Below are 25963 nucleotides of genomic sequence, written 5' to 3'. Positions count from 1 at the left end.
CGGCTCTCTCACTCACGTGGATCCCTTTCTGCCGGGAGTCGTGGGGGGCGTGGGACTCGCGGGACTCGTCGGACTCGTCGGACGGTCTTCGTGCGGTGCGGAGAGCCGACCAGCCGTGCCCGGACCGGTGTCCGGGGTGAACCACGGCAGGGTCGCGTTCGAGGTGGGGGGCACGGGCCGGGGTGGCGGGACCGCCGTCCCGCGCCGGCGCCTGTGTCCGCGCCCCGGGGCAGGCGAGGGCCGTCGGGCGGCGGGGCGCGGCCGTACCCGGTCCACCACCGCCATCCCGATGCGGAAGAGCGCCGCCGGCACCACCAGACAGAGCAGGATCCAGAACAGGGTCACGCCCCAGGGGCGGCCCACCCCCCACGGCTGTTCGGCGAGGACCTTCCCGCCGTACTTCAGGGAGACCGTGTAGTCGCCGTGGGCGCCGGCGGTGAGTTCGACGGGCAGTTCGACGCGGGCCTTCTCGCCGGGGCCGAGCGCGCCGTGCCACTGCCGCTCGTCCCACTGCGGGGCGAACACCCCGTGGGCGGTGCCGACCTGGAAGACGGGGTCCTTGACGACCGCGGTGCCCACATTGCCGACGGTGAAGGTCAGGGTGCGGGAGGGCGGCGCCCCGAACCAGGTCAGCAGGGAGCCGGAGCCGTCGAGCCGGGTGTCGGTGAGCACGGACAGGCGTCCTCCGGCCGTCTGCGCGGGAAGCGGTTCGACCGGGTGCCCGGCCACCCGCAACACGGCGTCGGCCTGCGCCTTCGCTCCGGTCGCGGTGGCCACGTGCACCACGCAGGGGCACGGCGCCGGCGGCTCGGTCACCGGCAGCGCCCTGCTGAAGCGGCCGTCGGCGTCGGTGGTGACGGCCCGTCCGTCCGCGTTGGCACAGGAGTTGGTGCCGCCGACCACGCCCCGGGCCGGTGTCGCCCGCCCGCAGACCAGCAGCATCAGCAGCGTGCGGGACCGCCAGCCGGTGCCGGTGACGGTGATCGAGCCCCCCGTCCCGGCCTGCGCCGCCGAGAGGGTGACGGCCGGCTTGCCCTCCGCGGCGGCCGGGCCGGCCGACGGCAGCGACAGCGCGAGCAGCATCAGCGGCAGGACGGACACCAGTGCCGTGAGCCGGGGCTTGCCTCTCATGTCAGTGCTCCCCTCGCCGCGGCCCGGACCGCGGCCGTCCGGCGGCCGCGTCGCCGTACGGCCACCGCGGCCGCCACGACCGACAGCGCGCCGGCCGCCGTGCCCGCCGCCGCGCCCCACGGCACGAAGCGCGCCGACGTCCGCCCGGTGGCTCGCGCCGCGCCCGGCGCGGTCACCGTGAGCCGGACCGTGACGGCGTCCAGGGCCGGGCGGTCGGGCCACGGTTCGTCGAGCGCGAGGCGGCGGCCCGGGGCCAGCCGGACGGGCAGGGTGCGCGGGGCACGGTCCAGGACGGCGCCGAGGACGCCGTCCGCGTGTACGGCGAGCCGCGGGACGACGGCCGTGGTGCCCCGGTTGACCAGTTCGTACGTGATGCGGTCGCCCTGCACGGCGACGTGCTCGACGGTCAGCGCGGCCAGCTCGGGACCACCGACCCGGATCAGCAGCCGGACGGCGGACTCCCGGCCGGTGGAGTCCCGTACGAGGAGTTCACCGGCGCGGTCGCCGGGTGGCGCGTCGGCCGGCACCGTCACCGTGAAGGGCACCTCGGCGCGGGTGCGGGCGGGGACGCCGAGGGCCGGTTCGGCGAAGGCGACCCGGAGCCCGTCGTCGCCGGTGGCACGCAGCCGTACGGTGAGCGGCTCCGTGCCCCGGTTGGTCACGGCCAGCGTGTCCTGGAGCACCGCGCCGGGGGTGCCCTCCGCGTAGAAGGACGGCCGTCCTCCACCGGAGGGCGCGACCGACCAGCCGCCGGGGGTGGCCGGGGTGGCCGCGAGCAGCAGCGGCAGCGACAGGGTCAGCAGCAGGGCACGGGCGGCGGCGTACGGCATCGGCGGCTCCAGCACTCGTACGAGGGGGACGGTCAGCGGTGGACGCGTGCCGTCCGGCCCCGCCGGGTCAGCCAGAGGGTGCCGGCCGCGCCCGCGAGCAGCACCGTGCCCCCGAGGGTGCCGAGGGCGAGGGCGGAGTCCTCGGGTCCGGTCTGCGGGAGGTCGCCGCCGGAGCCGCTGTCACCCGTGCCGCCACCGCTCGTGGTGCCGGAGCCGGTGGTGCCGCCGCTCGCGGTGCTCCCGCCGCCCGGCGCGGTCACGTCGAGGGTCAGCGAGGGGCCCGCGTTGTTGGTGGGCGTGCAGGTGGTGGTCGTACCGAGCGCCTTGATGGTGAGCACACCGGGTGTGAAGGTGACCTTGCCGGTCTTCTTCGGCGTGTACGTGCCGCTCAGGTCGCTGATCTTGATGGGGGTGTTCTCGGGGATCGCGGCCTGGTTGGCGGGGCCGGTGACCGCGAGGGTGCCGCTGTCGGCGCCGCCCAGCTTGATCGTGGCGCTCGGCTTCATGGAGCCCGCACCGAGTTCGACGGGGCTGGAGGAGACGCCCTTCTGCCAGGACATGGTGATCTTGTAGCCGCTGCCGCTCTTCACGCCCGTGATGTCGATGGGTGACACGGCGCTCTTGTCGCCGATGGGCGTCTTGCACGCGTAGTTGACGTTCACGACCTCGGCCATGGCGGGGGCGGCCGTCCACACCGCCGAGCCGGCCAGGGCCGCGGCAGTCGCGAGCGCGGCCGTTCGCTTCCGGTTCGACACGGTCCCGTCCCCTCACTCCCACCGCCCCGCCCTTACTGACGAGGCATCAGATTGAGCCGTCAAGGTACGCCCGGGGCCATGAGGAGGGAAGAGAACGTACACGCCGGAGTTATGGCGATCCGGCGCACGGTTTCAGGGGATTTCGCGGACGCCACGCCCGGGGCCCGCCGACCGGAAGCGGACCTGGGAGGCCGCGACGCCGGCCCGGAACGGCCGGTGATCACGCACTGCCGGGAGCGGAAACGGGCCGCGGGACGACAGCACGACGGAAGACGGCGCGACGGAGGACGGCAACGCACCGGGGCGCGGCGGAGCCTGGAAGCGCACCAGGACACAGAAGTGCAGCCGGAGGCCGCAGCGCACGGAAACACACAAGTGCAGCCGGAGGCCGAAGCGCACCGAAACACAGAAGTGCACCAGGAGACGGCGACGCACCGGCACGCGGCAGCGCGACGGAAGGCGGCCCGCGCGCAGAGGAGCGGGGAAGCGCACCCGGAGACGGCAGGAAGACGGGAGGTGGCGATGGGTCCGCGAGGTGGCGTTGGGCCCGGGCAAAAGGTTCCCGGGCCCTGGGGCGGTCAGGCCGGGGCGCCCAGTTCCGCCCAGACCGTCTTGCCCGCGACGTCCGGGGTCCGTACGACGCCCCAGTCCAGGCAGAGACGCTGGACGATGAACATGCCGTGGCCGCCGGGGCGGCCGGCGCGGTGCGGGGTGCGGGGGGCCGGCTGGCCCGTACCGCGGTCCGCGACCTCGACACGGATCACCTTGTTGTCGCAGCTGAGGACCATGTCGTCCGGCCCCTCGGCGTGCAGACACGCGTTGGTGACCAGCTCGGAGACGACGAGCAGGACGTCCTCCGCGGCGGCCCTCCGGTCGGCGGTGTCCGCGGGCAGCCAGGCCCACGCGTGCAGCGCCTGGCGGGCGAAGTCGCGGGCGAGTGGGACGACCGCGGCGGCGCCGGCGAAACTCAGCCGGCGTACCTGGCGGCCGCCCGGCGCCCCGGACGCCACGGCCGCCGCGCCCACGGGGGACGCCTCGGCCACGGGCGCGCCGCCCTCGGGCGCCGCGGGAGCGTCACTGGGCTCCGGACCACGGTCGCCCGGCGAACAAGGCCGGGTGGTGCTCATCAGCGCTTCACCTCACCGATTCCCCGATTCACCGGTTCACGATTCACAAGTCGGATCACTGCAAGTCTGTACGTAGGCGGACGGCGTTCTGGTCGGCATTGCCGCCGACATGTTCGGGTTCAGGATGTCTCCTGCCCGAGAGAACCGCCGGAACACCCCCCGTTCACGTCCGTTCGCACCCGTTTTCGGCAAACGGCGAGGCTCAGCCGTCCACGTCACGCTGGTCGTGCCCGTCGCTCAGGGCCTCGTCGACCGTGGCGTGCACGGTGAACACCGCGTCCGCGCCGGTGATCTCGAAGACCCGCGCCACCACGGGCAGCATGCCCGCCAGATGGACCCCGCCCCCGGCCGCCTCCGCCTTCAGGCGGGCGCCGAGCAGCACGTTGAGCCCGGTGGAGTCGCAGAACTCCAGACGGGTGCAGTCCACCACCAGGCGACTGAGTCCCTTGGCGAGGCAGTCCTCGAGTGGCTCACGCAACAGATCGGCGGTGTGGTGATCCAACTCACCCGCCGGTGTCACCACGGCGCTCGAGCCCTCTTGCCGCACCTCGACCAGAAGCCGGCCAGACTGTGCGCTGCCGACCGTCCCGCGGTCCATGCCGTCTCTTCTCCTGGGGTCGTTGACTGGTTCCTGACGCCCTCGCACCCTACGCCTTCGACCCGCACCTCAACACCCGAACAATCGCACACAAACGGACATAACCCCACAAAATGCACTTGCGGCGGGGCAAGTAAAGCGGGTAGGGCTAGGGGAAGCACGTAACCGACACGGCCGGCTTTGGAGGCGCCGCACACCGCAGTGCACTCAACGGCTTCGGCAGCCATAAGCCGAGAACGATGGAGGACATCATGTCACCCCGGCTCGACGCACCGCCTACCCGCGGAGCGACGTCGACACCCCCTCCGGAACAAGAACATCTGAAACCCATCGCACAGGACGCGGCACCGGACGTCGACCCCACCGACCTCCTCGCCGGCCTTCCGGAGATCCCCCCGTACGAAGAGGTCGGAGCCGTCGACGCACGGGCTCTGTCCAAGACCCTGTTCGCGCGGCTCGAATCCCTGGAAGAGGGCACGTACGAGTACTCGTACGTGCGCAACACCCTCGTCGAACTGAACCTCGCCCTGGTCAAGTTCGCCGCCTCCCGGTTCCGCTCCCGCAGTGAGCCGATGGAGGACATCATCCAGGTCGGCACCATCGGCCTGATCAAGGCGATCGACCGCTTCGAGCTGTCGCGGGGCGTCGAGTTCCCGACCTTCGCGATGCCAACCATCATCGGCGAGATCAAGCGTTTCTTCCGCGACACGTCGTGGTCGGTACGCGTCCCGCGCCGCCTCCAGGAGCTCCGGCTCGAGCTGGCCAAGGCGGGCGACGAACTGGCCCAGAAGCTCGACCGGGCGCCCACCGTCGTGGAACTGGCCGAGCGTCTCGGCATCTCCAACGAGGAGGTCGTCGAGGGCATGGCCGCGTCCAACGCGTACACGGCCTCGTCGCTGGACGCGCAGCCCGAGGAGGACGACTCGGAAGGCGCCCTCGCCGACCGGATCGGCTACGAGGACCACGGACTCGAAGGCATCGAGTACGTGGAGTCGCTGAAGCCGCTGATCGCCGCGCTCCCGTCCCGTGACCGGCAGATCCTCTCCCTCCGCTTCGTCGCCGGTCTGACCCAGTCGGAGATCGGCGAGGAGCTCGGCATCTCGCAGATGCACGTGTCGCGCCTGCTGTCGCGGACGCTGGTGCGGCTGCGGAAGGGGCTGACGGTCGAGGAGTGACCCGTCCCGTCCGTGTCCGGGGGGTCCTCCCGGACACGGACGCCGGTGTCACCTCGCCCCCGCCCCAAGCCCTTTTCGTTACCCCGCGAAATCTCCCCACGGAACCCCTCCGGCCACTAGGGTCGCCTCCACCACAGACTGACCGGTACGTCAGCAACCGGACGCGCCGCGCGTCCGGCGAGGAGGCGACCCCCATGGCCCGTGCCGACGTTGGCGGCCACGACGACGGCGACGACGTGAGCACCGACGGTTCCGACGCGTACCTCACCGACCGGCTCCGCGCCGCCCCCGCCGCCGCGTACCCCGCGCTGCGCGCGCTCCGCGCCCGCCACCACCCCGCCGTCCTGGCCTACGCCCGCCGCTGCACGACCGGCGAACCGGCCGCGCGGCGCCTCGCGGCCGAGGCGTTCACCCTCGCCGCCCGGGAGACGGCCCGCGGCAACGACCCCGGCGGGTCCTGGCGGCACCAGCTCCTGCTGCTGTCCGGGCGGGTGGCCACCGAATGGGCGCTCGACGACCGGGCCGGCGGCCTGGACGCCGGACTCCTGCTCGTCCTCAACACGGCGGGCCCCGGCGGCCCGGTGCCGTCCCTGCTCGCCGCGTTCCGTTCCCTGCCCTCCCGCACGCAGGGCCTCATCTGGTACGGCGTCGTGGAACGCGAGAGCGCCGAACGGACGGCCGCGCTGCTCGGCCTGACCCCCGAGGACGTCACGTACGGCACGGGCCCCGCCCTGCACCACCTGGCCCAGGCCTGTCTCCGGCACCGGCTCGCCGCCTCCGACGACCCGCGCTGCGGGGACTTCCGGCGGCTGGTCGAGCAGTCCGTACGGCCCGACGCCCCGCGGCACAGCCCGGACCTCGAAGCCCACATGGCGCACTGCCGGCACTGCGCGGCCGCCTACGAGGAGCAGTGCGCGCTGCGCGACGATCCTCGCGCGACGCTGGCGGACGGGCTGCTGGTGTGGGGCGGGTCGGCGTATGTGAGGGACGAACGGCCGCCGGCCGGTGGCCGCAGACCGCCGGCCGCGAGACGACCGTCGCGGCGGGTGGCCCTCGCCTCGGCCGCGTTGGGGGTGGCCGTGGTGCCGTTGACGGTGGCCCTGCTGCTCACCTCGGGTGGCTCGGGAGGGTCACCGGACTCGGCGGGCGCGGTCGTCACCGGCCCGTCGACGGCCCCGCCGGTGACCGTGACGGCGACGGTCTCCGCGCCACCCGCCTCCTCCCCCGCCCCCTCCTCTCCTTCCGCGACGCCGAGTTCGTCCCCGTCCCGCACGAGCGCCGCGCCGAAGCCGAGGCCCACACCGTCCCCGACCCGCGCGCCCGGCGGGACGTTCGCCCAGGTCGTGAACGTGGCCGCCGGGCGCTGCCTGGAGGTGGCGGGCGACTTCGTCAACGGCACGGACGTGGTAACGGTCCCGTGCACCGCCTCGCCCAGCCAGCGCTGGCGGGTGGACGCGGCGCGCGGGGTGCTCCAGTCGTACGCCGACCAGGACTTCTGCCTGGACAGCAGGGGTTCCGTGGACAAGGGCGTGGGGGTGTGGGAGTGCGACTCCGTGGACGGCGACCACGGGGCGAATCTGCGGTTCACCGTGGACGAGGACGGAACCGTCCGCCCGGCGATCGCGATCCTGACGGCGCTGACGACCGACGGGGGCGGCGGGGTGTCGCTGGAGCCGCTGGACGAGGGCGGCGACCAGCTGTGGCGGGCCGGGGCGGCCTGAGCGCGGGGCGCGACCTGAGGTCAGGGTGCCGGGTGCCGGGTGGGAACGTCGGGCGTCGGGCGTCGGGCGTCGGGCGTCGGGCGTCGGGCGTCGGGCGGGAACGTCGGTCGGGCGTCCTCATGGTGGAAACCCCCTGGCCCAATTCCCGCCGGTGACTACGCTGGCTCAGCCCTCTGACCAGCAGAGCCGCTGGGCCAGCCACGTCATCTGCTCATGAGGAGCCCCGTGTCCGACTCCCCTGCCTCCGTGCCCGGCCCACCCGCCTCCCCTCCTTCCCCCGCCGGTCCCTCCGCGCTCGGGCGGCTCGCCGATGTCCCCGTCCTGCTCGTCGCCGTCGTCTGGGGCTCCAGTTATCTCGCCGCCAAGGGCGTGACCACGGCGGACACCGTGCCGGCCGTGCTGGTGCTGCGGTTCGGCGTGGTGCTGCCGGTGCTGGTGGTCGTGGGGTGGCGGCGGCTGCGCGCGCTGAGCGGGGCCCAGTGGCGCGGGGCGGGCGTGCTGGGGTTGATCCTGGCCGGGATCTTCCTGCTGGAGACCTACGGTGTGGTGCACACCTCGGCGACCAACGCCGGGCTGATCATCAGCCTGACCATGGTGTTCACGCCGCTCGCGGAGAGCCGGGTGCGCGGGGTGCCGCTGCCGGGGGCGTTCCTGGCGGCCGCGGGGCTCTCGGTCCTCGGCGTGGCGCTGCTGACCCAGGGCGCCGGGTTCACCGCCCCGTCCGGGGGCGATCTGCTGATGCTGGGGGCCGCCGTCGCCCGTACCGTGCACGTGCTGGCCATGGCGCGCATGGACGCGGTGCGCGGCGCCGACGCGCTGTCGCTGACGACGGTCCAACTGGGCTCCGCGGTCGCCGTGTTCGCGGTGCTGGTGACGCTGCCCGGGACGGGGGCGTCGCCCTGGGCGGCCGCGGCGGACTTCGACGGCGACGACTGGCTGGGGCTGGTCTACCTCTCCGTGTTCTGCACGCTGTTCGCGTTCTTCGTCCAGATGTGGGCGGTCCGCCGTACGTCGCCGTCCCGGGTCAGCCTGCTGCTGGGCACCGAGCCGGTGTGGGCGGCGGCCGTGGGCATCGCGCTGGCCGGGGACCGGCCGGGATGGCTCGGCTTCGTGGGCGCGGTCCTCGTACTCGTCGGCACCGGCTGGGGGCGCTCGGCGGCGGACCGGGACAGCGGGCCGAAGGCGGAGGCGGAGGCGGAGGCGGAGGCGGATCAGACGACCCGTACGCCGCGCCGCCACACCTCCGAGACGAGCGGCACGCCGGGCCGGTAGGCGAGGTGGACGTGGCTCGGGGCGTCCAGGAGGGTCAGGTCGGCGTACGCGCCGGGGGCCACGCGTCCCACGTCCGTGCGGCGCAGGGCCGCGGCGCCGCCCGCCGTCGCCGACCACACCGCCTCGTCCGGTGTCATCCCCATGTCCCGCACCGCGAGCGCGACGCAGAACGGCACGGACGAGGTGAAGGACGAGCCGGGGTTGCAGTCCGTGGAGAGGGCGACGGTGACGCCCGCGTCCAGCAGCCGGCGGGCGTCCGGCCACGCGGCCCGGGTGGAGAACTCGGCGCCGGGCAGCAGCGTGGCGACCGTGTCGCCGCTCGCGAGGGCGTCCACGTCCGCGTCCGTGAGGTGGGTGCAGTGGTCGGCGCTGGCCGCGTCCAGCTCGACCGCCAGCTGTACGCCGGGGCCGTGGGAGAGCTGGTTGGCGTGGATGCGGGGGTGCAGCCCCTTCGCCCTGCCCGCGGTGAGGATCGCGCGGGCCTGGTCGCCGTCGAAGGCGCCCTTCTCGCAGAAGACGTCGATCCAGCGGGCGTGCGGGGCGCAGGCGTCGAGCATCTCGCCGGTGACCAGGGCCACGTAACCGGCCGGGTCGTCGGCGTAGTCGGGGGAGACGATGTGCGCGCCGAGGTAGGTGACCTCGTCGGTGTGGGCGGCGGCGAGGCGCAGGGCGCGGGCCTCGTCGGCGACCGTCAGGCCGTAGCCCGACTTGGTCTCGAAGGTCGTGGTGCCCTGGCGGAGGGCCTCGGAGAGGAAACGGGTGAGGTTCGCCTCCAGTTCCTCGTCGGTGGCCGCCCGGGTGGCGGCGACCGTCGTGCGGATACCGCCCGCCGTGTAACCGCGGCCCGACATCCGGGCGTTGAACTCCTCGGTGCGGTCGCCCGCGAAGACCAGGTGGGAGTGGGAGTCGACGAAGCCCGGCAGGACCGCCCGGCCGCCGGCGTCGACCCGGTTGTCAGTGGCGGGTGCTTTGCTTGATTCACCGGTCCACACGACGCGGTCGCCCTCGATGACGACGGCCGCGTCCCGGACCAGACCGAGGGGAGAGCTGTCGCCGAGGGAGGGATCGTTGGTGACCAGCGTGGCGATGTTCGTGATGACGGTGGTCGTGCCGGTCGTGCCGGTGCTGCTGCTCATCGTCGTGTCCTCGTGGGGGCGGGAGCCGGTGGTGGCTAGGCGTGCAGGGCTGCCACGGCCCGGGCGAGGGCCTGCGGCACATCCGGTACGAGCGTGTGCGCTCCGTCGCGTACGACGTGACGGCCGGCGACGACGGTATGCCGTACGTCCGCCGCGGTCGCCGCGAATACGGCCGTCTCGGCGCCGAGCCTGGGCACCGGGCCCGCCGTCCTGACCGAGTCGAGCGCGATCGTCGTGAAGTCGGCGGCCGCGCCGGCCTCCAGGGTGCCCGCGTCCGGGTGACCGAGGGCCGCGTGGCCGTCGGCGGAGGCGGCGCGCAGCAGGGCGGCCGCCGTCCAGTGGCCTCGGGTCCGGGTGCGCAGCCGCTCGTCGAGCTCCATCGCGCGGGCCTCTTCGAGCAGGTCGATGACGGCGTGGCTGTCGGAGCCGAGGGAGAGCGGTGAGCCGGCCGCCTGGAGGGCGACGGCCGGGCCGATGCCGTCGGCGAGGTCCCGTTCGGTCGTCGGGCACATGCAGGTGCCGGTCGAGGAGCGGCCGAGCAGGGCGATGTCCTCGTCGGTGAGATGGGTGTTGTGGACGCCGGTGGTGCGCGGCCCGAGGACCCCGTGGTCGGCGAGGAGCCGCGTGGGCGTACGGCCGTGGGCCGCGAGGCAGGCGTCGTTCTCGGCGGTCTGCTCCGACAGGTGCACGTGCAGCGGTGCCCGGCGCTCCTCGGCCCAGCGCGCGACCGTCGCCAGTTGCCCGGCGGGTACGGCCCGTACGGAGTGGATCGCCGCCCCGATCCTCGCGTGATCCCGTTCCTTGAGAAGTGAACAGCGTTCGGCCCAGGCGTCCGCGTCGCCGTCGGAGAAGCGGAGCTGGTGGGCGTTGGGCGGCTGTCCGAAGCCGGCGGACAGATACGCGGTGTCGAGGAGGGTGATCCGGACGCCGGCCTCGGCGGCGGCCTCGATCAGGGCCTCGCCCATGGCGTTGGGGTCGGCGTAGGGGGTGCCGCCCGGGGCGTGGTGCAGGTAATGGAACTCGCCGACGGCCGTGATGCCGGCCAGCGCCATCTCCGCGTACACGGCGCGGGCCAGCTGGTGGTAGGTCTCCGGGGTGAGCCGGTCGGCGACCGAGTACATGACCTCGCGCCAGGTCCAGAAGGTGCCGGAGCCGACCTGGACGGTGCCGCGCAGGGCCCGGTGGAAGGCGTGGCTGTGGGCGTTCGCCAGCCCGGGGAGGGTGAGCCCGCGCAGGATCTCGGCGCCGGGCGGCGGAGTGCCGACGCCCGTCCGGACGGCGGTGATGCGGCCGTCCGTCACCTCCAGGGCGACCCCCGGCTCGACGTTCGTGTCGAGCCAGGCGTGCTCCAGCCAGTACGTCCGTGTCCGCTGCGTGGGGGTCACCGGCAGGCCAGTCCTTCCAGTACGTCGGCGAGGGCGTGCACCCCGGCCACGCAGTCGTCCTCCGCGGCGAACTCGGCCGGGGAGTGCGAGACGCCCGTGGGGTTGCGCACGAACAGCATGGCGGTCGGGACGGTCCCGGAGAGGATCCCGGCGTCGTGTCCGGCACCGGTGCCGAGGACCGGGACCTTGAGCTCGGTGGCGCTGCCGAGGATGCGGGCGAGTTCGTCGCGCAGGGCGTGGTCGAACTCGACGACGGGCGTGAACGACTCGCGGACGACGTCCAGGTCGATGCCGTGGCCCTCGGCGTACTCGCGGGCGGCTTTCTCCACACCGCCGACCACGGTGTCGAGGGTGGCCTGGTCGGCGGCGCGGGAGTCGAGCCAGCCGCGCACCAGGGAGGGGATGGCGTTGACACCGTTCGGCTCGACGGAGATCTTGCCGAAGGTGGCGACGGCGCCCGCGATCCGGGCCTCGCGGCGGGCGGCCAGCACGGTCTCGGCGTACGGCAGCATCGGGTCGCGCCGGTCCACGAGGCGGGTGGTGCCGGCGTGGTTGGCCTCGCCCCGGAAGTCGAAGCGCCAGCGCCCGTGCGGCCAGATGGCGCTGGCCAGGCCGACCTGGTCCCCGCTCAGGTCGAGGGCGCGCCCCTGCTCCACGTGCAGTTCCACGAAGGCGCCGACGCGGGCGAGCCGCTCCGGGTCGGGGCCGATGGCGTCGGGGTCGTGACCCGCGGCTTCCATGGCCTGCGGGAGGGTGATCCCGTCGCCGTCGGTGAGCCGGTGGGCCTGTTCCACGGTGAGCCGGCCCGCGGTGAGCCGGGAGCCGACGCAGGCGAGCCCGAAGCGGGCGCCCTCCTCGTCACCGAAGTTGACGAGCGCGACCGGCTTGGTGAACGTGACGTCCCGCGCGCGGAGTTCGTCGAGGGCCGCGAAGGAGGAGACCACGCCCAGGGGCCCGTCGAAGGCGCCGCCGTCCGGTACCGAGTCGAGATGCGAACCGGTGACGACGGCGTCACCGGCCGCCGGGTCCCCGAGCCACGCCCACTGGTTGCCGTTGCGGTCGACCTCGTACGTCAGGCCCCGCGTCTCGGCCTGCTCCCTGAACCAGGCCCGGCAGTCGGTGTCGGCGGCGGTCCAGGCGTAGCGGCGGTAGCCGCCGGAGGCGGAACTGCGGCCGACCGGCAGCAGCTCCGCCCACATGCTGTGGAAGGTCACGCGTCGTCACCTTCGCGCATGGGCACCCGCACGCCGCGCTCGGCGGCGGCGGTCTCGGCGATCTCGTAGCCCGCGTCGACGTGCCGGATGACGCCCATGCCGGGGTCGTTGGTGAGCACGCGGCGCAGCTTCTCGCCGGCGAGCTTGGTGCCGTCGGCGACGGAGACCTGCCCGGCGTGGATGGAGCGGCCCATGCCGACGCCGCCGCCGTGGTGGATGGAGACCCAGGAGGCACCGGAGGCGACGTTGACCATGGCGTTCAGCAGGGGCCAGTCGGCGATCGCGTCGGAGCCGTCGAGCATGGCCTCGGTCTCGCGGTACGGGGAGGCGACGGAGCCGGAGTCCAGGTGGTCGCGGCCGATGGCGAGGGGGGCCGCGAGCTCGCCGGACGCCACCATGTCGTTGAAGCGCTCGCCGGCCTTGTCGCGCTCGCCGTAGCCGAGCCAGCAGATCCGGGCGGGCAGGCCCTGGAAGTGGACGCGCTCACCGGCCAGCTTGATCCAGCGGTGCAGGGACTCGTTCTCCGGGAAGAGGTCGAGGATCGCCTTGTCCGTCTTGTGAATGTCGGAGGCCTCGCCGGACAGGGCCGCCCAGCGGAAAGGGCCCTTGCCCTCGGAGAAGAGCGGGCGGATGTAGGCGGGGACGAAGCCGGGGAAGGCGAACGCGCGGTCGTATCCGGCGAGTTGGGCCTCGCCGCGGATGGAGTTGCCGTAGTCGAAGACCTCGGCGCCGGCGTCCATGAAGCCGACCATCGCCTCGACGTGCCGCGCCATCGACTCGCGGGCCCGGGTGGTGAAGCCGGCCGGGTCCTTCTCGGCGGCGTCGGCCATGTCCTCGAAGGCGATCCCGGTCGGCAGGTAGGCGAGCGGGTCGTGGGCGGAGGTCTGGTCGGTGACGATGTCGATGGGGGCGCCCATCGCGAGCATCTGCGGGAGGAGCTCGGCGGCGTTGCCGAGGAGGCCGATGGAGAGCGGCCTGCGCAGGTCGCGGGCCTCGACGGCCAGCTGGAGCGCGTGGTCCAGGTTGTCGGCCCTGACGTCGAGGTAGCGGTGCTCGATGCGGCGCTCGATGGCGCGCGGGTCGCAGTCGACACAGATCGCCACGCCGTCGTTCATCGTGACGGCGAGCGGCTGGGCGCCGCCCATGCCGCCGAGACCGGCGGTGAGGGTGATCGTGCCGGCGAGGGTGCCGGCGAACTTCTTCGCGGCGACGGCGGCGAAGGTCTCGTAGGTGCCCTGGAGGATGCCCTGGGTGCCGATGTAGATCCAGGAACCGGCGGTCATCTGGCCGTACATGGTCAGGCCCAGCTGCTCCAGCCGGCGGAACTCCTCCCAGTTGGCCCAGTCGCCGACGAGGTTGGAGTTGGCGATGAGGACGCGCGGGGCCCACTCGTGGGTCTGCATGACGCCGACCGGGCGGCCGGACTGCACGAGCATGGTCTCGTCCTGCTTGAGGGTCCTGAGGGTGCGGACCATCGCGTCGAAGGAGCGCCAGTCGCGGGCCGCCTTGCCCGTGCCGCCGTAGACGACGAGCTTGTCGGGGTGTTCGGCGACCTCGGGGTCGAGGTTGTTCTGCAGCATCCGCAGGGCGGCTTCCTGCTGCCATCCCAGGGCGCTCAGTTCCGTACCGCGTGGCGCACGTACGGGGCGGGGTCCTGACATGGTCTGCCTCCTTGCGGATGGGTGATCCCGACGGTGTTGCTGTTGTTATTCACATCCTGACTCGATGAATAGAGCTAGTCAATACATCCGGGGGCACGGCCGTGCCGGGGCGGTCGGCACAGGCAAGGGGGGCGCGCGTCGTCGCGTTCACCACCCCGCACGGCCACACGCGCCGTTGACGCGCACCGGTGGGCCGGTGTTGAACGGTGGAGAAGGGGCGCATGGGGCGTCATTCGGCCCGAAACGGGGTCAGTCGACCCACGTTAGCGGCCCCGCCGCATGTTCCGCTGGAAAATGCCAGAAGACTCACCCTTCGACGCCTACGTTGCGTAGCTTCTTCATCACTCAGCCGAACCGAAGGCGGGAGGGGAGCCCAACGGTGCCCGGAATCGACGAGTGTCTACTGGAGGCCATGCGGCTGCCCGGTGCCCGGGGCGCCGCGCTGGTCGACTGGACGAGCGGGCTGGCCCTGGGCTCGGTCGGGGAGTTCCCCGGCGGCGACCACGAGGCGGCGGCCGCCGAGGCCGCCGAGGTGGCCCGGCTCACCGCGGAGCAGCGGGCGTTCGCACCCGACGGCTACGACAGACACGACAAGAACGACGACCCCGAGAACCCCGGAGGCTCCGGGGGCCACGGCGGCGCCGGCGGGGCCGCCGATCCCCCGGTCGAGGACCTGATCATCAGCAACCGGGACAGCTACCACGTGCTCCGCTTCGTACCCACGTCCTTCGACAGCAGCGTGTTCCTGCACGTGTGGCTGGCCCGGCCGGACGGCAACCTCGCACTGGCCCGCATCCGGCTGGGCGAGATGGCCGGACGGCTGGTGCTGGGGTGACCGCGGTGAGAACGACCCCCCAGGGGACGACCCCGCCGCCCCGGCTGCCGGTGCGGGAGAAGTCGGCCGCCCGGGAGCGCGGCAGCGGACTGTCGCCGATGCTGACCCGGCTCGCCGCCGAGCGGGCCACCGGCGTCCTGGAGCGCGAACGCGGCTCCCTGTACCTGGCCGAGGGCCGTGTGGTGCACGCCGAGAGTCCCCTCGCCCCGGGCCTCGACGTGCTCCTCCTGGCCCACGGCACCCTCGCCCCCGCCGTCTGGCAGGACGCGGTGGACCGGGCCGACGAGGAGTACGGCGTCGCACGGCTGCTGCTCGACGCGGGCCGCGTGCCGCGCGGCGCGCTCGAACTGTGCCACCTGGAGGCGGTCTACGACGCGGCCTACTTCGCGCTCACCCCCAGCAGCACCCCGGGCCACTTCCGGTACGGCGCCGGGCACTGGCTGGGCACGCTCCGGCCGGTCCCGGTCGAGGCGGTCGAGCGCGAGACGCTGCGCCGACGCGAGCTGCTGCACCGGCTGTGGCCGGACCCGTTGACCGACGGGGCGCCGCTGCGGCGCGCCGAGACCGTCGCGGCGCCCGCGCCGACCGCCCGGCAGAGCGCGGTGCTGGCCTCGGTGGACGGCGTGCGCACCGCGTCGGACATAGCCCGGGAGCTGGGCCGGCAGGCCTTCCACACCCTGGTGGACGTCCGGCGGCTGGCGGCCGCGGGTCTGCTGACCGCCCTCTTCCCGCCGCCCCGGCCGCACGTCCCGCGACCGCCGGCGCCACCGCTGCGCCCCCGGTCGGCCGCGGGTCCCGCCAACGGTCCCGCCACCGGTCCCGTCCCCCCCGTCCCCGACCCGCCACCGGGCATCACCCTGCCCCGTGTCAACGACCCCGACATCACCCTGCTGAAGAGGCTCAGGGATGCGCTGGAGGCCCTTTGAACGGCAGCGACCGCGCGCCGAGAGGAGCGAGCTGATGGTGTCCGAGCCGGAAATACTCGACGAACTGCGGCGACTGCGGGCCCGGGTGCCCCAGTTGACCGGCGCCCTGACGGCCGGCGTGGACGGCCTCGTCCTCGCCCACGACACACCCGGCGTGGAGGCCGAGGTGGTGGCCGCGCTGACCGCCGCCGCCCTCGGCGTCGCGGTGCGCATGGCCGACACCACCGGCCAGGGCGACTTCCGCGAGCTGCTCGTGCGCGGGGTCTACGGCTACGTCGCCACCTACGCGGCCGGCGAGAGCGCCGTACTGACGCTGCTCGCGCAGGACCGCGTCAACGTCGGCCGGCTGCACCTGGAGGGCCGCCGCGCCGGGGCCCGCATCGGGGAGCTCGTCGACGCGTGGGAGGCGAAGGCACGGGAGGCGAAGGCCGCCGCCGAGCCACCGGTCAGAGCGCCGGCGAAGCCCCCCGCGAAGGCGCCCGTGCGGACCCCCGCCAAGCCACCCATCGTACGGACCAGATCGGCGCGCGGATCGGCGAGTACCAACGCGCGCACCACCACGGAAAGTTGAGAAGGAACCGAGGAGCACAGTCATGGCCAACACCGAAACCACACTGAAAGAGTGTCTCGCCTCGATCGAGGGCGCGACCGGAGTGGCGCTCGTCGACTACACCAGCGGCATGGCGCTGGGCACGATGGGCGGCAGCAAGACCTTCGACCTGAACGTCGCCGCGGCCGGGAACACGGACGTGGTGCGCGCCAAGATGCGCACCATGGAGCACCTCGGGCTCAAGGGCCAGATCGAGGACATCCTGATCACCCTCAACGACCAGTACCACCTGATCCGGCTGATCAGCGGCCGCGGCGGCAACGGGCTCTTCATGTACCTGGTCCTGGACGCCAAGCGGGCCAACCTGGCGATGGCCCGCCACCAGTTGAAGAAGATCGAGGAGGACCTCGAGGTGTAGCCGGTCCGACCGGTCCGGCCGGACCGGTCCGTGGCTAGACCAGTGCCGCGGTGCGGCGGCGGGACCCGCCCGGGGCCGCGTCGCCGGCCGCGATGCCGGTGCTGCGGTAGGCCTTGACGGCCTTGCCCGCCGGGCGTCCGCCGCGCCGGTCCAGCCAGTCGACGCGCACCCACAGCAGCGTGTCGTCGGCCCGCTCGCGCCGTCCGAGCCAGGCGGCCTTCAGCCGCAGTCCCGTCCCCCAGCCGGCGAGCAGCAGACCCGCGGCCGCGGGCACCACGAAGGAGCTGCCGAGCGCGGCCACGAAGGCGAGCAGCAGCCACCAGCGGTGACCGCGGCGCCAGGTGCGCACGGTCACCGCCCGGTCCTGGAGCACGTCCTGCTTGCCGGCCCGGGCGGCTCCCTGGCCGAGTCGGGTGATCCGCTTGCGTCCGCGCCACGCCGCCACGGCGACGGCGACGATGAACAGCGCGGCCCCGGCCAGCACCCCGATCCGGCGTCCGGTCAGGCCGGGCACCAGGACCCCGACCCCCGCCGCGAACACCCCGCACCACCACAACGGCGCGGCTCCGGCCCGTACGACGACGGCTACCCGAGCCAGCCCCTGCCCTCCGCGCGCCACGTCCGCCTCCTGGTCTCTCCGGCACAGTCTCGTGACCGTTCAGACTAGTGAGCGAACGTGAGACGAGTCTGAGAGACGGCGAGTTCGCACGAGGACACATTCGCGCGAGGACGCCTCCGAGAGCCGACGCGTCCGAAAGGCGGCGCATCCGGGCGGGACAGGGGCGCGGGACGGGGGCGGGCGGGACGGGGCGGGTGCTACTCCACGAAGAGCCCGCGCGCCGCCGCCCGTGCGTCGAACTCCTCCAGCCGGGCCTGCGCGTCGGGCAGGTCGTCGCACATCGCCTCCAGCAGCACCCGCCCGAGCAGCATCGGCGCGCACGCGGTGTCGAAGGCGAGGCCGGTGCCGACGGCGGCCGGCAGCAGCAGGTCGGAGACCTTGGCGACCGGCGCGAACGCGGAGTCGGCGACCGTCACCACGCTCAGCCCCGCCTCCCGGGCGTAGGCGAGGGTGTCGACCACCTCGCGCGGGTGCCGGGGCAGCGCGAAGCAGAGCAGCGCCGAGGCGCCCGCCCGGACGGCGGCGTCGATCCGGTCGTGGATCATCGTGCCGCCCTCGTTCAGCAGCCGTACGTCCGGATGGACCTTGGCGGCGAAGTAGGCGAACCCGTACGCCTGGGAGGCGGCGGCCCGCAGTCCGAGCACGGGCAGCGGCCGGGAGGCCGCCAGCAGCCGGCCCGCCCGTTGCACCGGCCGGGGATCGGCGAGCAGTTCGGCGAGGTGCTTCAGGTTCTCGATCTCGGCCTCGACGGCCTGCTGGTACTCGTTGTACGAGGCCGGGCCGGCCGACTGTTCGGCGGGGGCGACCTCGCGCAGGTGCTTGCGCAGGGCGGGGTAGCCGTCGAACCCGAGCGCGACCGCGAAGCGGGTCACCGACGGCTGGCTGACGCCCGCGAGCTCGGCCAGCTCCACACTGGACAGGAACGGCACGTCGGCGGCGGACCGCACCATGCTGTGCGCGATGCGCCGCTGGGTCGGTGTCAGCCGGTGGCCCTCGAAGAGCGCTTGCAGCCGGGCGGCGGGACTGTCCGGCACCCCGGCACCCGAAACCCCGGCACCCGACGCCCCCGGCTCCCGCGCTCCCGGACCCGATGCCCCTGGACCCGGCACGCCCTCTCCGATCTCCGTCTCCGCGCTCATGCCCCGCTCCCCCTCCAGATGTCCGTGAACCGGTCCAGCAGCCCGGCCGCCGCCCGTACGTCGTCCGTGAGCGGCCGGTCGGCCTGCTCCGCGTCGAGCACCGCCTCGGCCAGCTCCAGCGCCCGGCCCGCCGCGAGTCCCGGCTCGGGCCGCAGCTCGCGCTGGCGCAGCGCCCGTACGGCGGCCACGAGTTCGCAGCCGACGACGAGACGGTACGCGGCACAGGCGCGCAGTGTCTGCCGGGCGGCGAGCGAGGCGAAACTGGCCTGCTCCTCGACGCCCCGGGAGAGTACAGCGTGGCCGAGCGAGGCGGGGGCCGAGAAGGCCCGCAGGTCACCGAGGGCGGCCGCGGCGGCGTACTCGAGGATCATCACGCCGGAGGAGGCGGGCTCGGCGTCGGCGAGGAACGGGCGCAGCCGGGTGTACGCCGGTTCGTTCAGGGTCGACAGGCGGGAGGTGGACAGCCGTGCCACCTGGGTCAGCGCCAGCCTGAAGTGGTCCAGGGCGAGGGCGAGCTGGGCCTGGTAGAAGCCGCCGTGGTGGTAGGCGGCCATGTCCTCGGGGGAGATCAGCGGGTTCTCGGCGGCCGCGTTGATCTCGATGCCGACCACGTCCTCCAGGGCGTCGGCGGCGTCGTGCACGGGGCCGTGGATCTGGGGCAGGCAGCGGAAGCCGTAGGGGTCCTGGATCCTGCCGAGGGGTGGCGTGGGCCGGTCCTGCGCACCGATCAACTCACGCATGCGGCGGGCGACTTCGACGGACCCGCGGTGCGGTCGGGCGGCGTGCACGGGGGCGGCGTACGCCTCGTGGGAGCCGTCGACGGCGTGCAGGGAGAGCGCGGCGACGACCTGGGTGGCCTCCAGGAGCCCGCGCAGTTCGTGCAGGGCGAGGGCGGACTGGCCGAGGGTGAGGGCGTTGCTGCTGATGAGCGCGAGGGCGTCGTTGTTGTCGAGCTGCTGCGGTGCGGGGGCTCCGGTGCCGCGCCACGGGTGTTCCCCCACCAGCGCGAGCCCGACCTGTGCCAGTGCCGCCAGGTCTCCGGTCCCCACCGAACCGAACTCGTTGACGACCGGGTGCGCTCCGCTCTCGAGCGCCTCGCACAGCGCCGTGACGACGCCGGGCCGCAGGCCCGCGCCGCCGGCGAGCAACTGGTTGGCGCGGACGGCGAGCATGGCCCGGACCTCCCGGGCGGGCAGTTCCTCGCCGATGGCGCCGGCGTGACTGCGCAGCAGGCGCAGCCCGTGTTCGGCGGCCGCCTCGGTGGGCACGTCCTCGTTCCGGTTGGCGCCGACCCCGGTGGAGCGGCCGTAGACGCGGCCGGTGGCCGCGATGCGGCGGGCGGCGTCCCAGGACTCGGTCATCCGCTTCGTCGCCTCGGTGCCGGGGACCGGGCGGGCGGCCCGGTCGGCGAGGCGCGCGACGTCGGCGACGCCGAGTGCGATCCCGTCGAGGACGACGAGACCGGAGCCCACCCCGGAAGGGGCGTCCACCATCCGAGACGACATAAAGTCACGAACTCCCATCGATCCGGACACTCGGTCTTGCCTGCCGGTCATCCGCTACCTCGGCTCAACCCGGAGGCATTGGAAAGCTATTCACCTGCCGAAAACTCTGCATGACGTTATGCAGTCGGGCAAGGGACAACTCATGATCCAGCTCGACGCGGTCCACAAGCGCTTCCCCGACGGCACGACAGCGGTCCACGATCCCTCCCTCCGGATGCCGGAGGGCTGCGTGACCGTGCTGGTCGGTTCCTCCGGTTGCGGCAGGACGACCACCCTGCGGATGATCAACCGGATGGTCGACCCGACCTCCGGAACCATCGAGGTGGGCGGTAAGAACGTCCCCCGCCAGGACGCGGCCGAGCCGCGCCGCTCCATCGGATTTGTCATCCAGCAGTCGGGGCTCTTCCCGCACCGCACGGTGCTCGACAACATCGCCACCGTGCCGCTGCTGCTGGGCCACGGCGGTGCAGGGCACGCGCCCGCGCGGCCGAACTGCTGGAGACCGTCGGTCGCCGTCCTGCCCCGGAGCCGAACCCCACCCCGGACAGGGGGGCTATCCCCAGTGCGGCGGACGCCCCCGCTCCCTAGCCTGGTCGTATGACGGGATGGGAGACCACCATGGAAGCGCGGGACACGGACCTCAAGAAGGACCTCGACGCCACCCTGCAGACCCGCAGGGAGCTGGGCGAGGAGTACGAGTCCGCGCTGGTGGACTCGTTCCTGGAGAAGGTCGACCAGCGCATCGACGGCGCGGTGGAACGCCGGGTGCGCCGGCAGTTCGCGGAGCAGCAGATGGTGGCGGCCCGGGACGCCCGCTCGCCCAGGGCGACGGACTCGTGGGGCGAGCGCTTCGGCTTCGGCATCGTCTCGCTGGTGCTGGCGGTCCCGCTGTCCGCGATCGGCGCGGGCACCGCGCACCTGCCCGGCCTGATCGTCTCCTGGATCGGCATCGTCGGCGTCAACGCGGTCCAGGCCGCCCGCTCCCACCCCGGCCTCTTCGGCACCCGTCGCCGCTCCTCGAAGAAGGACGACGACTGGGAGGACTGACCCGGGACACGGGGTCGGGGCCGAGGGCGGGCCGGGGCCCCGCGGTCACGCCTGCCGGGTCGGCAGCACCATGATCTGCCGCAGGTTGACGTGCCGGGGGCGGCTGGTGACATAGGCGACGACGTCGGCGATCTCGGCCGAGGACAGCGCGCCGATCGTGTCGAGCATGCCGTCCAGCTGCCCGGACAGCTCGGCGTTGTCGAGGTGCGTCGCCAGCTCGGTCTCCGTCAGTCCCGGCTCGACGTTGGTGACCCGCACGTCCCGGGGCCCGAACTCGGTGCGCAGGGACTGGGAGAGGTAGGTGACGGCCGCCTTCGTCGCGCCGTACACCGCGTAGTTCGGGAACGTGATGTGCGCGCCGATGGACGAGACGTTCACCAGGTCGGCGCCGCGCCCCTCGGCGGCGGCGCCCACCAGGTCCCCGGTGAAGGCGCGGATCACCCGCAGCACTCCGGTGACGTTGGTGTCGAGCATCCGCCGCCACTCGTCGATCCGGCCGTCGTCGACGGGGTTCGGCAGCATCACGCCGGCGTTGTTGACGACCAGGTCGACGCTTCCGTAGGCGTCGCGGATCCTGGCGGCGGCCGCGTCCACCGACGCGTCGTCGGTGACGTCGGCGACGACAGCCAGGGCCTCTCCCCCGTCGGCGCGGATCTTCTCGGCGACCGACTCCAGCCGGTCCCCGCGCCGGGCCAGCAGCGCGACCCGGGCCCCCGAGGCGGCGAGCAGCGCGGCGGTCGCCGCACCGATACCGCTGGCGGCACCGGTGACGACGGCGGTACGCCCGGCGAGGCTCGCGTACGGGGTCCCGATCCGGTTCTCGTACCGGTTCGCGCCCGGGTTCTCGTTCTGCTTCTCGTTCTGCTTCTCGTGCGGCATCCGTTGCTCCTGTGAGGCGGGCCGGGGCGGTTCCCCAGCGGCACGCACCACCCTCGCCGTCCGCTGCCGCGTCACCCAGGGATGCGCTTTTCCTGGGTCTGCCAGTACCAGGTTCGCGACCCGCCCCTCCCCTACGATCGAACGCATGGACGGGGATCTTGGAGACTTTCTGCGCTCACGCCGTGCCCGCATCCGGCCCGAGGAGGTCGGTCTGCCCTCGCACGGGCGCCGGCGCGTACCCGGTCTGCGTCGCGAGGAGGTGGCGCAGCTGGCCGGAGTGAGCGTCGACTACTACATCCGCCTGGAGCAGGGCAGGGGGCCTGGGGGCCCCTCCCGGACGAAGTCCGGGGGAGTCAGCGACGCGGTGCTGGACGCCGTGGCGCGCGTCCTGCGCCTGGACGAGACGGAACACGCCTATCTGCGCGCCGTCGCCCGCCCCCGCAGGGCCGCCGGGCGGCCGGCCGCGCCCCGCGTCCGGCCGGGGGTACAGCTGCTGCTCGACAGCATGGAGCGCACCCCGGCGTTCGTCCTGGACCAGCGGATGGACGTGCTGGCGTGGAACGCGCTCGCCGACGCGGTCTTCGGCTACAGCCGCACCGGGCCCGAGGGCCGCAGCATCCCGCGGCACGTCTTCCTTGACCCGGACTCCCGCGACTTCTACCCGGACTGGCCCGCGGTGGCCGTCCAGTGCGTCGCGCATCTGCGGATGCTGGCGGGGCACCACCAGGACGACCACCGGCTGACCGCGCTCGTCGGGGAACTCTCGCTCAAGAACGACGACTTCCGCCGGCTGTGGGCCGATCATCCGGTCCGGGAGTGCGCGTACGGGGTGAAGCGGATCCTGCACCCGGTCGCGGGCCTGCTGACCTTCCCGTACGAGACGCTGGCGATCTCGGCGGACCCGGACCGGTCCCTGCTGGTCTACACCCCGGAGGCGGGGTCCGAGACGGAGGAGCGGCTGCGGCTCCTGGCCAGCTGGAAGGCGGCGACGCCGGTGCGGACGCCGTCCCGGACATGACCACGGGGCCTGTCCTGTGGACAGGCCCCGGGCGAGGAAGCTTGCGCGGGGACCGCCGCACCCCCGATACCGGGGGGCGGGACGACGGCGGTCCCCGCGAGGGACGCGGGCCGGGTCAGGCCGGGCTTGCGCGTCCGTGGCGTCGGTGGAGGTCCGGGAGCCGCTCCGGAGGTCCGTGACGCCGTATCGGTGCCGGTGGGGCGGGGAGCCGCTCCCGCCCCTTCCGACACCCACAAATATGCCGGACGCGTGTTAACCGGGTGCTGCGTACACGTGACACGCTCGTACCACTTCCGCGAAGTCCACCACTTCGGTAGGCAAACGGAGGTTCGGCGTCCGAAGGGGCCGTTCACCGCAGGTTTCCCCGAGGTACGGCCCCCTGTCCCCCGGAAGTTCCCCGGACGCTACTTGCCGCCCTTGGCCAGGAAGGCCAGCAGGTCCTGGCGGCTGACGACCCCGGTGGGCTTGCCTTCGACGAGGACGATCGCCGCGTCCGCCGTGCCGAGCACGGACATCAGGTCGCCGACCGGCTCACCGGAACCGACCTGCGGCAGCGGGGCGGACATGTGCTTCTCCAGCGGGTCGCCGAGGGAGGCGCGCTGGGTGAACAGCGCGTCCAGCAGCTCCCGCTCCACGACCGACCCGACGACCTCGGCGGCCATGACGTCCGGGTGACCGGCGCCGGGCTTCACGATCGGCATCTGGGAGACGCCGTACTCGCGCAGCACCTCGATGGCCTGGCCGACGGTCTCGTCCGGGTGCATGTGGACGAGGGACGGGATGGCGCCGTGCACCTTGTCGTTGAGGACGTCGGCGACGCGGGCGCTGGGGCCCTCGTCCTCGAGGAAGCCGTAGTCGGCCATCCACTCGTCGTTGAAGATCTTCGAGAGGTATCCGCGGCCGCTGTCGGGCAGCAGGACGACCACGACGTCGTCCGGGCCCAGCCGCTCGGCGACGCGCAGGGCGGCCACCACGGCCATCCCGCAGGAACCGCCGACCAGCAGCCCCTCCTCCTTCGCGAGCCGCCGGGTCATCTGGAAGGAGTCCTTGTCGGACACCGCGACGATCTCGTCGGCGACGGTCCGGTCGTAGGCGGTCGGCCAGAAGTCCTCACCGACGCCCTCGACCAGGTAGGGCCGCCCGGACCCGCCGGAGTACACGGACCCCTCGGGGTCGGCGCCGACGACCTGGACCCGGCCCTCGCTGGCGTCCTTCAGATAGCGCCCGGTCCCGGAGATGGTGCCGCCGGTGCCGACGCCGGCGACGAAGTGGGTGATCCGCCCCTCCGTCTGCTCCCACAGCTCAGGGCCGGTGGAGTGGTAGTGGGAGAGCGGGTTGTTCGCGTTGGAGTACTGGTCCGGCTTCCACGCGCCCGGCGTCTCCCGCACCAGCCGGTCGGAGACGTTGTAGTAGGAGTCCGGGTGCTCGGGATCCACGGCGGTCGGGCAGACGACGACCTCGGCGCCGTACGCCCGCAGCACGTTGATCTTGTCGGTGCTCACCTTGTCGGGGCACACGAAAATGCACTTGTACCCCTTCTGCTGCGCCACGATGGCCAGCCCGACCCCGGTGTTTCCGCTGGTCGGCTCGACGATCGTGCCGCCGGGCAGGAGCTCGCCGCTCTTCTCCGCCGCCTCGATCATGCGCAGGGCGATGCGGTCCTTCACGGAACCGCCCGGGTTGAAGTACTCCACCTTGGCCAGAACGGTGGCCCGGATGCCCTGGGTCACGCTGTTGAGCTTCACCAGCGGGGTGTTGCCGACGAGGCTGATCATCGAGTCGTGGAATCGCACCGTTGTCTCCGGTTGCTTGCAAAAACAGTGGTCGTAGTGGTGACGCCAGGGTACGGCCCGGGCAGCGGCCGAGTCGGCACGTTCACTCCTGGTTGAGATTGGCCGACGGTCCGTACGGGGCAAGGAGTGGGTGTACGAACACGAGGAGGTGGCGTCGAGGCATGACGAGCATGTCGAGGGCGAGAGTGGCCCGGCGCATCGCGGCCGGCGCGGCCTACGGCGGCGGCGGCATCGGACTGGCCGGGGCGGCGGCCGTAGGGCTGGTGGTGGCGGAGGTGCATCTGGCCCGACGCCAGGTGAACAACGGGGCGCATCCGCACGTCCCGCACGCGGACGGCCGTTACGGCGTCGCCTACGACGCGCCGGGGCCCGGCAAGGAACCCCTGCGTCTGACCATGCTGGGCGACTCCACGGCCGCCGGCCAGGGCGTGCACCGCTCCGGGCAGACCCCGGGCGCGCTGCTGGCCGCGGGCCTGGCGGCGGTGGCCGAACGCCCCGTGGAGCTGCGCAACGTGGCGCTCCCGGGCGCGCAGTCCGACGATCTCGACCGGCAGGTCGCGCTGGTCCTCGCGGACGCCGACCGGGTGCCCGACGTCTGCGTGATCATGATCGGCGCGAACGACGTGACCCACCGGATGCCGGCCACCCGCTCGGTCCGGCACCTGTCCTCGGCGGTACGGCGGCTGCGCACGGCCGGCGCCGAGGTGGTCGTCGGCACGTGTCCCGACCTGGGCACGATCGAGCCGGTCCAGCAGCCGTTGCGCTGGCTGGCCCGCCGGGCCTCACGGCAGCTGGCGGCCGCCCAGACGATCGGCGCCGTCGAGCAGGGCGGCCGCACGGTCTCCCTCGGCGACCTGCTGGGCCCCGAGTTCGAGGCCAACCCGCGCGAGCTGTTCGGCCCCGACCACTACCACCCCTCGGCGGAGGGGTACGCGACGGCGGCGATGGCGGTGCTGCCCACGGTCTGCGCGGCCCTCGGCCTCTGGCCGGCGGACGAGGAACGCCCGGACGTCTCCCGCCGCGAGGGTTTCCTGCCGGTGGCCCGGGCGGCGGCGGAAGCGGCGTCCGAGGCCGGGACCGAGGTGGCCGCGGCGATGCCGACCGGGCCCCGCGGCCCGTGGGCCCTGCTCAAGCGCCGCCGGCGGCGGCGGGTGTCGGAGGCGGAACCGTCCCCCACCAGCGCCTCGGAGGTCTGAACCCACCGCCCCGCCGGGCCGGCCCGACCGGCG

Annotated in this window: 24 protein-coding genes and 1 pseudogene; 11 read left to right on the top strand and 14 right to left on the bottom strand. The window is 73.5% G+C overall.

All coding sequences use genetic code 11. The features are described 5' to 3' along the window. Window positions 1–12: 12 nt before the first annotated feature. The 5 genes from OG440_RS22250 to OG440_RS22230 form a co-directional block, all read right to left on the bottom strand. Window positions 13–1131: a hypothetical protein gene (locus OG440_RS22250; RefSeq protein WP_406008551.1), complete on the bottom strand. Its 1119-nt coding sequence runs from the start codon at window positions 1129–1131 to the stop codon at window positions 13–15. Further along, a complete protein-coding gene (locus OG440_RS22245; RefSeq protein ID WP_406008550.1) occupies window positions 1128–1961 on the bottom strand; it encodes a hypothetical protein in 834 nt (277 codons plus the stop codon). Before OG440_RS22245 ends, OG440_RS22250 begins: the two co-directional genes overlap by 4 nt. Before the next feature lie 32 nt (window positions 1962–1993). Next, window positions 1994–2716 (bottom strand): LPXTG cell wall anchor domain-containing protein, encoded by a 723-nt coding sequence (locus OG440_RS22240; protein ID WP_406008549.1) that lies wholly within the window; start codon window positions 2714–2716, stop codon window positions 1994–1996. Window positions 2717–3294: 578 nt separating this feature from the next. Continuing rightward, entirely contained in the window at window positions 3295–3843 is a 549-nt protein-coding gene (locus OG440_RS22235; protein WP_406008548.1) for an ATP-binding protein, read from the bottom strand. A 202-nt stretch (window positions 3844–4045) separates the two neighbouring features. Continuing rightward, a complete protein-coding gene (locus OG440_RS22230; RefSeq protein WP_406008547.1) occupies window positions 4046–4441 on the bottom strand; it encodes an STAS domain-containing protein in 396 nt (131 codons plus the stop codon). 239 nt (window positions 4442–4680) lie between these two features. Between OG440_RS22230 and OG440_RS22225 the strand changes: the two genes are divergently transcribed. From OG440_RS22225 to OG440_RS22215, 3 genes are all read left to right on the top strand, one after another. Further along, window positions 4681–5616 (top strand): RNA polymerase sigma factor SigF, encoded by a 936-nt coding sequence (locus OG440_RS22225; RefSeq protein ID WP_406008546.1) that lies wholly within the window; start codon window positions 4681–4683, stop codon window positions 5614–5616. 194 nt (window positions 5617–5810) lie between these two features. Continuing rightward, window positions 5811–7337, top strand: coding sequence for a ricin-type beta-trefoil lectin domain protein (locus tag OG440_RS22220; RefSeq protein WP_406008545.1), 1527 nt, complete (start codon window positions 5811–5813; stop codon window positions 7335–7337). Between the two features lie 225 nt (window positions 7338–7562). Further along, on the top strand, window positions 7563–8609 hold the full coding sequence (locus tag OG440_RS22215; RefSeq protein WP_406008544.1) for a DMT family transporter: 1047 nt from the start codon (window positions 7563–7565) through the stop codon (window positions 8607–8609). Here OG440_RS22215 and hutI read toward each other — a convergent pair. Genes hutI through hutU form a run of 4 tightly spaced genes read right to left on the bottom strand, consistent with a single transcriptional unit; the run spans window position 8549 to window position 14005 of the window. Next, window positions 8549–9745 carry an imidazolonepropionase gene (gene hutI, locus OG440_RS22210; protein ID WP_406008543.1) on the bottom strand — a complete coding sequence of 399 codons (1197 nt, stop codon included), beginning with the start codon at window positions 9743–9745 and terminating at the stop codon, window positions 8549–8551. The genes OG440_RS22215 and hutI overlap by 61 nt on opposite strands. A 35-nt stretch (window positions 9746–9780) precedes the next feature. Next, window positions 9781–11130, bottom strand: a complete 1350-nt coding sequence (locus OG440_RS22205) for a formimidoylglutamate deiminase (protein WP_406008542.1) — start codon at window positions 11128–11130, stop codon at window positions 9781–9783. Continuing rightward, window positions 11127–12344, bottom strand: coding sequence for an allantoate amidohydrolase (locus OG440_RS22200; RefSeq protein ID WP_406008541.1), 1218 nt, complete (start codon window positions 12342–12344; stop codon window positions 11127–11129). Before OG440_RS22200 ends, OG440_RS22205 begins: the two co-directional genes overlap by 4 nt. Next, window positions 12341–14005: a urocanate hydratase gene (hutU, locus tag OG440_RS22195; RefSeq protein WP_406008540.1), complete on the bottom strand. Its 1665-nt coding sequence runs from the start codon at window positions 14003–14005 to the stop codon at window positions 12341–12343. The genes OG440_RS22200 and hutU overlap by 4 nt, the downstream gene beginning before the upstream one ends. Before the next feature lie 379 nt (window positions 14006–14384). Between hutU and OG440_RS22190 the strand changes: the two genes are divergently transcribed. From OG440_RS22190 to OG440_RS22175, 4 genes are read left to right on the top strand one after another with little or no spacing between them, the layout of a single operon-like run. After that, window positions 14385–14840, top strand: a complete 456-nt coding sequence (locus OG440_RS22190; RefSeq protein WP_406008539.1) for a hypothetical protein — start codon at window positions 14385–14387, stop codon at window positions 14838–14840. Then, window positions 14837–15766 carry a transcriptional regulator gene (locus tag OG440_RS22185; RefSeq protein WP_406008538.1) on the top strand — a complete coding sequence of 310 codons (930 nt, stop codon included), beginning with the start codon at window positions 14837–14839 and terminating at the stop codon, window positions 15764–15766. The genes OG440_RS22190 and OG440_RS22185 overlap by 4 nt, the downstream gene beginning before the upstream one ends. 34 nt (window positions 15767–15800) lie before the next feature. Further along, window positions 15801–16337, top strand: coding sequence for a roadblock/LC7 domain-containing protein (locus OG440_RS22180; RefSeq protein WP_406008537.1), 537 nt, complete (start codon window positions 15801–15803; stop codon window positions 16335–16337). Window positions 16338–16359: 22 nt separating this feature from the next. Beyond that, window positions 16360–16734 (top strand): hypothetical protein, encoded by a 375-nt coding sequence (locus tag OG440_RS22175; protein ID WP_020128504.1) that lies wholly within the window; start codon window positions 16360–16362, stop codon window positions 16732–16734. A 34-nt stretch (window positions 16735–16768) separates the two neighbouring features. On the opposite strand, the gene OG440_RS22170 is transcribed toward OG440_RS22175, so the two are convergent. The 3 genes from OG440_RS22170 to OG440_RS22160 form a co-directional block, all read right to left on the bottom strand. Then, the gene (locus tag OG440_RS22170; protein ID WP_406008536.1) at window positions 16769–17353 is read right to left on the bottom strand and encodes a hypothetical protein; all 585 of its coding nucleotides are present in this window, start codon (window positions 17351–17353) and stop codon (window positions 16769–16771) included. A 197-nt stretch (window positions 17354–17550) separates the two neighbouring features. Next, window positions 17551–18492, bottom strand: coding sequence for a MurR/RpiR family transcriptional regulator (locus OG440_RS22165; RefSeq protein WP_406008535.1), 942 nt, complete (start codon window positions 18490–18492; stop codon window positions 17551–17553). Then, a complete protein-coding gene (locus tag OG440_RS22160) occupies window positions 18489–19997 on the bottom strand; it encodes an aromatic amino acid ammonia-lyase (RefSeq protein WP_406008534.1) in 1509 nt (502 codons plus the stop codon). Before OG440_RS22160 ends, OG440_RS22165 begins: the two co-directional genes overlap by 4 nt. Window positions 19998–20139: 142 nt before the next feature. Here OG440_RS22160 and OG440_RS22155 point away from each other — a divergent pair. Next, window positions 20140–20587 (top strand): annotated as a pseudogene (locus OG440_RS22155) (ATP-binding cassette domain-containing protein); the annotation flags it as partial. A gap of 28 nt (window positions 20588–20615) precedes the next feature. Further along, window positions 20616–21044 carry a hypothetical protein gene (locus tag OG440_RS22150; protein WP_406011422.1) on the top strand — a complete coding sequence of 143 codons (429 nt, stop codon included), beginning with the start codon at window positions 20616–20618 and terminating at the stop codon, window positions 21042–21044. A 45-nt stretch (window positions 21045–21089) separates the two neighbouring features. Here OG440_RS22150 and OG440_RS22145 read toward each other — a convergent pair whose 3' ends face one another. After that, entirely contained in the window at window positions 21090–21923 is an 834-nt protein-coding gene (locus tag OG440_RS22145; protein WP_406008533.1) for an SDR family oxidoreductase, read from the bottom strand. Between the two features lie 145 nt (window positions 21924–22068). Here OG440_RS22145 and OG440_RS22140 point away from each other — a divergent pair, with 145 nt between their 5' ends. Next, window positions 22069–22941: a helix-turn-helix transcriptional regulator gene (locus OG440_RS22140; protein WP_406008532.1), complete on the top strand. Its 873-nt coding sequence runs from the start codon at window positions 22069–22071 to the stop codon at window positions 22939–22941. Between the two features lie 404 nt (window positions 22942–23345). Here OG440_RS22140 and OG440_RS22135 read toward each other — a convergent pair whose 3' ends face one another. Next, window positions 23346–24734, bottom strand: a complete 1389-nt coding sequence (locus OG440_RS22135; RefSeq protein ID WP_406008531.1) for a cystathionine beta-synthase — start codon at window positions 24732–24734, stop codon at window positions 23346–23348. Between the two features lie 161 nt (window positions 24735–24895). Between OG440_RS22135 and OG440_RS22130 the strand changes: the two genes are divergently transcribed. Then, window positions 24896–25930: an SGNH/GDSL hydrolase family protein gene (locus OG440_RS22130; protein ID WP_406008530.1), complete on the top strand. Its 1035-nt coding sequence runs from the start codon at window positions 24896–24898 to the stop codon at window positions 25928–25930. Window positions 25931–25963 lie beyond the last annotated feature (33 nt).

Source organism: Streptomyces sp. NBC_00637, from assembly GCF_045161545.1.
GTDB lineage: Bacteria > Actinomycetota > Actinomycetes > Streptomycetales > Streptomycetaceae > Streptomyces.
The sequence above is the reverse complement of the archived record's forward strand: the minus strand, read 5'-3'. Positions and strand labels throughout refer to the sequence as shown.

Excerpts from the sequence above, each read along its gene's own strand:
- OG440_RS22160 (WP_406008534.1), bottom strand. The coding sequence starts at position 19,997 with ATGTCGTCTCGGATGGTGGACGCCCCTTCCGGGGTGGGCTCCGGTCTC.
- OG440_RS22175 (WP_020128504.1), top strand. The coding sequence starts at position 16,360 with ATGGCCAACACCGAAACCACACTGAAAGAGTGTCTCGCCTCGATCGAG.
- OG440_RS22225 (WP_406008546.1), top strand. The coding sequence starts at position 4,681 with ATGGAGGACATCATGTCACCCCGGCTCGACGCACCGCCTACCCGCGGA.
- hutI (WP_406008543.1), bottom strand. The coding sequence starts at position 9,745 with ATGAGCAGCAGCACCGGCACGACCGGCACGACCACCGTCATCACGAAC.
- hutU (WP_406008540.1), bottom strand. The coding sequence starts at position 14,005 with ATGTCAGGACCCCGCCCCGTACGTGCGCCACGCGGTACGGAACTGAGC.
- OG440_RS22220 (WP_406008545.1), top strand. The coding sequence starts at position 5,811 with ATGGCCCGTGCCGACGTTGGCGGCCACGACGACGGCGACGACGTGAGC.
- OG440_RS22245 (WP_406008550.1), bottom strand. The coding sequence starts at position 1,961 with ATGCCGTACGCCGCCGCCCGTGCCCTGCTGCTGACCCTGTCGCTGCCG.
- OG440_RS22235 (WP_406008548.1), bottom strand. The coding sequence starts at position 3,843 with ATGAGCACCACCCGGCCTTGTTCGCCGGGCGACCGTGGTCCGGAGCCC.
- OG440_RS22150 (WP_406011422.1), top strand. The coding sequence starts at position 20,616 with ATGGAAGCGCGGGACACGGACCTCAAGAAGGACCTCGACGCCACCCTG.
- OG440_RS22130 (WP_406008530.1), top strand. The coding sequence starts at position 24,896 with ATGACGAGCATGTCGAGGGCGAGAGTGGCCCGGCGCATCGCGGCCGGC.
- OG440_RS22145 (WP_406008533.1), bottom strand. The coding sequence starts at position 21,923 with ATGCCGCACGAGAAGCAGAACGAGAAGCAGAACGAGAACCCGGGCGCG.
- OG440_RS22140 (WP_406008532.1), top strand. The coding sequence starts at position 22,069 with ATGGACGGGGATCTTGGAGACTTTCTGCGCTCACGCCGTGCCCGCATC.
- OG440_RS22230 (WP_406008547.1), bottom strand. The coding sequence starts at position 4,441 with ATGGACCGCGGGACGGTCGGCAGCGCACAGTCTGGCCGGCTTCTGGTC.
- OG440_RS22165 (WP_406008535.1), bottom strand. The coding sequence starts at position 18,492 with ATGAGCGCGGAGACGGAGATCGGAGAGGGCGTGCCGGGTCCAGGGGCA.
- OG440_RS22180 (WP_406008537.1), top strand. The coding sequence starts at position 15,801 with ATGGTGTCCGAGCCGGAAATACTCGACGAACTGCGGCGACTGCGGGCC.
- OG440_RS22250 (WP_406008551.1), bottom strand. The coding sequence starts at position 1,131 with ATGAGAGGCAAGCCCCGGCTCACGGCACTGGTGTCCGTCCTGCCGCTG.